This window comes from Daejeonella lutea, assembly GCF_900168015.1.
In the GTDB taxonomy this organism is placed as follows: domain Bacteria; phylum Bacteroidota; class Bacteroidia; order Sphingobacteriales; family Sphingobacteriaceae; genus Daejeonella; species Daejeonella lutea.
In genome coordinates this window covers 81,041-87,423 of record NZ_FUYR01000007.1, presented here as the reverse complement: position 1 = coordinate 87,423, position 6,383 = coordinate 81,041, and the positions used below count along the sequence as shown (strand labels likewise).

The following is a 6,383-nucleotide window of genomic DNA, read 5'->3' as shown; positions in this document are numbered from 1 at the left end:
TCGAGAAGATGAGAAAATATTATGGTGGCAAACTTAAAGGTAAAAAGATAGCGGTCTGGGGTCTGGCATTTAAACCGGAGACAGACGACATTCGCGAGGCACCATCATTGTACATTATTGATGAATTGCTGAACGACGGCGCTGAAGTGAGTGTTTTTGATCCGGAGGCTATGGACCATGTAAAAAAGCTCAAGGGAGACACGGTTAAATTTGGAGACAATCAGTATGATATTTTGAAAGATGCGGATGCACTGATGATCGTTACCGAATGGTCGGTATTCCGCACACCTGATTTTGACAAGATGAGCGATTTCATGAAGAGCAAGGTTATATTCGACGGGCGGAACTTGTATGATCTGCAGAAGATGATCGACTGCGGATACTATTATAATAGCATCGGCAGAAAAGTAATAAGTTAACTTTGTTTGGCAAAGAAATTACTTTATATAAGCAACTACTGTTACCTTTGTTCTCTTTCGCGCATACCTGTTAGAAGTTAAAAGATTGGAAAAAAACGCAAAAATATTTGTGGCCGGACATCGCGGAATGGTGGGCTCAGCCATTTTAAGAAGATTGGAAATGGATGGCTATAATAACCTATTGACCAGGACTTCTTCTGAACTCGATCTTAGAGACCAAAATACGGTGAGCGCCTTTTTTAAGGTTGAAAAGCCAGAATATGTTTTTCTTGCTGCAGCTAAAGTTGGCGGTATCGTTGCCAATAACAATTACCGGGCTGACTTTTTATATGAAAATCTGGCAATTCAAAACAATGTCATCCACAACGCATTTTTGACCAACGTTAAAAAGCTTATGTTTCTTGGCTCAAGCTGTATTTATCCCAAATTAGCTCCACAGCCCTTAAAGGAGGAGTTTTTATTGACGGGACTGTTAGAAGATACAAATGAGCCTTATGCAATAGCTAAAATAAGCGGAATAAAAATGTGTGAGTCATATAGGAGGCAGTACGGATGTAATTTTATTTCTGTAATGCCAACCAATTTATATGGTTATAATGACAATTACCACCCCGAGAATTCCCACGTATTGCCGGCCTTAATTAGGAAATTTTACGAGGCAAAAATTTCGGGTGCCGGCGAAGTAGTCATTTGGGGTTCAGGTACTCCCAGGCGTGAATTTTTATTTGCTGATGATCTTGCCGATGCTTGTGTGTATTTGATGGTAAATTACAATGAAGAGGCCTTCGTAAATATAGGCACAGGTGAAGACTTGAGCATAAAAGATTTAGCGCTTACGATCCAACGAGTTATCGGATTCAATGGGACTTTAAAGTTTGATTCTTTGAGACCAGATGGTACACCCAGAAAGTTGCTTGATGTTTCAAAGCTTACATCATTAGGATGGACTTATCAGACCAAGCTTGAAGAAGGTATCAAGCTGGCGTACAATGATTTTTTAAGCAAAATACCCGCAGATATTTAAGTTTGCAAACTTAAATTTATTTCCTTTAAATTTTTATTTACATTTGCGCGCAATAAATGAGTAATAAATTTACTCAATAACTATGCTTGAAAGCTTAATCACTTCTAAAACGCGGATTAAACTGTTGTTAAAATTCTTCTTGAATATAAACAATCAAGGGTATTTACGAAGCTTAGGCCATGAATTTAATGAAAGCACTAATGGTATCAGGCAGGAACTGAACCGATTTGAGCATGCCGGCTTGTTACTTGCTGAATCTGAAGGTAACAAAAAGCTTTATAGAGCAAATATTTCTCACCCGCTTTTCAAAGACCTAAATAGTATAATTCGAAAGTTCGTTGGGGTCGAAGAGTTAATAGAAAGAATAATAGACAGGACAGGTAATGTCCAGCAAGTATATCTTGAAGGCCAGCTTGCCAAAGGTCTGGAATCGGACATTCTTGATCTGCTCATTATAGGGAACGATATCGATCGTAATTACCTGAGTTCTCTTGTTGAAAAGACTGAACCTATCATAGGAAGGAAAATTCGCTATTTGATTTTCGAAGAAATGGATTCGAAGATCTATGTCGAGAGGCATTATAAAGAATTGGTCCTGATATTCGATCATACGGCATGAGTTGGCATTTGATATACACCAAATCACGCTACGAAAAGGCTGTGGCAGAGAAACTTACCACGCTTGGAGTGGAAGTATATTGCCCGCTGCTAAGGACAAGAAAGCAGTGGAGTGACAGGTGGAAATGGGTTGAGGAGCCGCTGTTCCGTTCGTACTGCTTCGTAGAAGAGCCGGCCGAAAAAGATAAGGTTCTCGCGGTTCCGGGTGTTGTCCGCTACATTTATTACTGCGGCCGTCCGGCAGTTATCCGGAACAATGAGATGCAGTCGCTTCAGGATCTGCTTTCACGTTACACTCATGAAAGCATAGAATCGGGGATCCTCAACGCAAAGGATAAGATTATAATCCGATCTGGAGCTTTGAGTGATAAAGAAGCCGAAGTCGTTCATACAACCGGTCATCGTGCTACCCTTTACCTTGAAGATATGGGTCTGAAAGTCACAGTTGACCTGCGGAAGAATCTTGTTGAGAAAGTTGGATAAACTTTCCCATTATTGAATTGCAAAATTTGTAGTCCAGGTTACATCGCAAATGTGACTGAAAGGGCGGAGCCATACACGAACAAAATATTTACATTTAATGAAGACAGCATTAATAACCGGAATTACCGGCCAGGACGGAGCTTATTTAGCAGAATTCCTTTTAAAGAAGGGGTATTTTGTGCATGGGGTCAAGCGCAGAAGCTCTTTGTTCAACACTGACCGCATTGACCACTTATATCATGATCAGCATGAGGAAGGCCTGAAGCTAAAGCTGCACTATGGTGACTTGACCGATTCGACGAATTTAATCAGGATTATCCAGGAGACTCAGCCAGATGAGATCTATAACCTCGCAGCAATGAGCCACGTTCATGTCAGCTTTGAAACACCAGAGTATACTGCAAACGCGGATGGGATTGGAACATTGAGGATCCTTGAAGCAGTGCGTACCTTGGGATTAGAAAAGAAAAGCAAGATATATCAGGCTTCAACCTCAGAGTTATATGGCTTGGTTCAGCAAGTTCCCCAGTCTGAAAGTACTCCGTTTTACCCCCGGTCACCATATGCCGTCGCAAAAATGTATGCATATTGGATTACCGTGAATTACAGAGAAGCATACGATATGTTTGCCTGCAACGGAATATTGTTTAACCATGAGAGTCCAGTAAGGGGTGAGACATTTGTAACTAGGAAAATTACTCGCGCGGCTTCAAAAATAGCTCTTGGCATTCAAAATTGCCTCTATTTAGGTAATCTTTCCGCACAACGGGATTGGGGCCATGCAAAAGATTACGTTGAGGCAATGTGGCTTATTTTACAGCAGGAAAAAGCCGAAGACTTTGTAATCGCCACCGGAATCACCACTACCGTGCGTGATTTTGTGAAAATGAGTTTCTCCGAACTTGGAATAACGGTTGAATTCAGCGGTCAGGATGAATTGGAAAAGGGAGTAATAATAGATTTTGAGGAAGAAAAGCTGAATTTACTGGGCATCGATTCGAAAGAATTGAAATTGGGCCAGACTGTTGTCAAGGTCGATCCTAAATATTTCAGGCCAACAGAAGTTGATCTGCTGATAGGGGATCCAACCAAATCAAACACCAAATTAAATTGGCAGCCTAAATATGATCTGGCAGCGTTAGTTAAGGAAATGGTCTTGTCTGACCTGCATTTGATCAAAAAGGACGAATACCTTAAAAAAGGCGGCTTCAACACGCTAAATTACTTTGAATAACCAGATTGAAGTTAGAAATGAGATGTCTTGCTTTGGTTTGTAAAATTAGTTTATAATTTTTGCTGACAATTAGTAGTAATTATTAGGGAAGTATATTACAAGAAGATTAATTAGCTTTGGTCACTTACAAACTATGGATATTAAAAAATTCGTAAGCCTGCTTACAATCCTCGTCGCAAGCGTTGTTACTGTGCCTTTATTGGCTCAGACCGCGCCTCAGAACTTCAGTAATGTGCGTGTTGATGAGCTAAGTGACGATCAGGTTAGAGCATTTATGCGGCAGGCTGAGGCAACAGGGCTGGGAGATTCACAGCTTGAGCAGATCGCCCAGGCGAGGGGTATGCGCCCGGAAGAAGTTAAAAAGCTCCGTGAAAGGGTGGATAAGCTGAAGGGAGACAGTAAGGCAGGTGCAAACCGGGGTATAAGCCCGGGCGGTAGACAGCTGAATTTTGATACAGATACCAGCTTAACCAGGGTGAGGCCGGAAACCGAGGCAGAAAAGGCATTGTTAGAGCTGCGTTCTAAAATATTTGGGGCAGACCTGTTTCGTAATACTAACCTGACTTTTGAGCCTAATCTAAATATGGCCACGCCCAAGAGCTACGTTATAGGGCCTAATGATCAAATCCTTATTGATATTTACGGCGATTCAGAAGCGTCTTACTCATTAAAAGTTAGTCCGGAAGGGAATATAAATGTAGAATTTATAGGCCCCGTTCCTGTTGCAGGCCTCACAGTCGAAGCGGCAACAGCTAAAATTCGCAGCCGTTTGGCCTCGGTTTACACGGGATTACGTTCAGGGCGTACAAATATCAATATAACTATAGGAAACATCCGGAGCATTAAGGTTATCCTAACCGGAGAAGTTCAGAAACCAGGAACTTACACTTTACCATCTTTAGCGACTGTATTCAATGCGCTATATTCTTCCGGTGGGCCAACCGAAAATGGATCGTTCCGCGTGATTGAAGTGATACGAGGGGGCAAAAAGGTTGCTGTCCTTGATATATATGACTTTCTGATGAAGGGTGAGATGACGAATAATCTTCGACTTCAGGATCAGGACATTATAAGGGTCCCTGTTTACAACTCCCGCGTTGAAATGGTAGGTGAAGTGAAGCGGCCCGCTATTTTTGAACTTGTAAGCGGTGAAAGCTTTGTAGACCTGTTAAATTTTGCCGGTGGTTTCACGGAAAACGCATTTAAAGCGAGAATCAAAATTCTGAAAAACACCGATACTGAGCGAAGAATAGAAGATATAACCAGCGAAAAATTTAGCAGTTACCGGCCGTCTACAGGCGATAAATTCTTTATAGACCGCGTGTTGGACAGATTTGAAAACCGTGTAAGTATCAATGGAGCAGTATTCAGACCGGGTCGATATGAACTGGAACAGGGTCTTACTTTATCCGGATTGATAAGAAAAGCTGAGGGCTTGAAAGAAGAAGCTTTTTTGCCAAGGGGATACATTCTTCGATTAAGACCAGATAATCAATCAGAGGTAATAGCATTTGATGTAGCCGGGATACTTAATGGTACAGCACCGGACATAAGGCTATTAAGAGAGGATGTAGTCTCAATTTCTTCCATCACTGACCTGAAAGAAGAATACAGAGTAAATATAGATGGTGAAGTCAGAAGGCCGGGCTCCTTCCTGTTCGCGGAGAATATGACATTGCAGGATTTGATTGTTCAGGCAGGAGGATTTAAGGAGGGTGCCAGCGTAAGCCGGGTTGAAGTTTCGCGAAGAGTTAAGAATAGTAATGTTCTCTCTCAGTCTGCAGCAACAGCAGAAGTCTTTCAAATCGATGTAGACAGGAACTTAAGGCTTTCAGGAGCACCTTTTATTCTGCAGCCTTTTGACATAGTCTCTGTTCGTGGGGCTTCAGGGTATGAGATACAAAAGCAAGTAACTGTAACGGGTGAAGTGTTGTTTCCGGGAACTTACACATTGCTAAGAAAGGATGAACGGATATCGGATATTATCAGGCGTGCTGGGGGGCTAACGGCATTAGCTCACCCTCCGGGTGCATCATTAAAAAGGCCAGGGGTTCCTACTGTAGATTCTGCAGAGGTGGCAAAGGAAAAGCTTGAAACAATCAGGCGTTTACAGTCTTCTATAGGAGATTCATCAAGTGTTTCCAGTAATATAGAGTCTTCAGTAAGAAACACTAATGTTGGAATCAATCTGGTGAATATTTTAGAAAATCCGGGATCGAGTTATGACCTGATTTTGGACGAAGCTGATATAATCAACGTCCCTAAGTTGCTTCAGACAATCAAGGTAAGCGGCGAAGTGCTTTCACCGGTAACGATGGTTTATGAGCAGGGGAAAGGTTTTAAAGGTTATATTTCTCAATCCGGAGGGTTTTCAGATCGTTCACTTAAAAGAAGGTCGTATATTCTTTATGCAAATGGATCGGTGAAGAGTACTAAGAAAATATTATTTTTTAACGATTATCCTGCGGTGACTCCCGGCGCGGAAATCTTTGTTCCTAAGAAGTCTGAAAAAAGGCCTCTTTCAGCGGCTGAGATAGTTGGTATTTCCAGTGGTCTCGCATCTTTGGCAGTTATTATTCTTAACCTGGTTAAACAATAGTCATCA

Annotated in this window: 6 protein-coding genes; all 6 read left to right on the top strand. The window is 41.7% G+C overall.

The features are described 5' to 3' along the window. The coding region (locus B5X60_RS17835) for a UDP binding domain-containing protein (protein ID WP_245803559.1) at positions 1-419 on the top strand (419 nt) is incomplete at its 5' end. Positions 420-504: 85 nt separating this feature from the next. Further along, positions 505-1,443, top strand: coding sequence for a GDP-L-fucose synthase family protein (locus B5X60_RS17830; protein ID WP_079704101.1), 939 nt, complete (start codon positions 505-507; stop codon positions 1,441-1,443). 82 nt (positions 1,444-1,525) lie between these two features. Continuing rightward, positions 1,526-2,062, top strand: a complete 537-nt coding sequence (locus B5X60_RS17825; RefSeq protein ID WP_079704100.1) for a transcriptional regulator — start codon at positions 1,526-1,528, stop codon at positions 2,060-2,062. Continuing rightward, entirely contained in the window at positions 2,059-2,544 is a 486-nt protein-coding gene (gene nusG, locus B5X60_RS17820) for a transcription termination/antitermination protein NusG (RefSeq protein ID WP_079704099.1), read from the top strand. The genes B5X60_RS17825 and nusG overlap by 4 nt, the downstream gene beginning before the upstream one ends. 97 nt (positions 2,545-2,641) lie before the next feature. Further along, positions 2,642-3,778 carry a GDP-mannose 4,6-dehydratase gene (gmd, locus tag B5X60_RS17815; protein ID WP_079704098.1) on the top strand — a complete coding sequence of 379 codons (1,137 nt, stop codon included), beginning with the start codon at positions 2,642-2,644 and terminating at the stop codon, positions 3,776-3,778. Between the two features lie 133 nt (positions 3,779-3,911). Next, positions 3,912-6,377, top strand: coding sequence for an SLBB domain-containing protein (locus B5X60_RS17810; protein ID WP_079704097.1), 2,466 nt, complete (start codon positions 3,912-3,914; stop codon positions 6,375-6,377). The last annotated feature ends 6 nt before the right edge of the window (positions 6,378-6,383 follow it).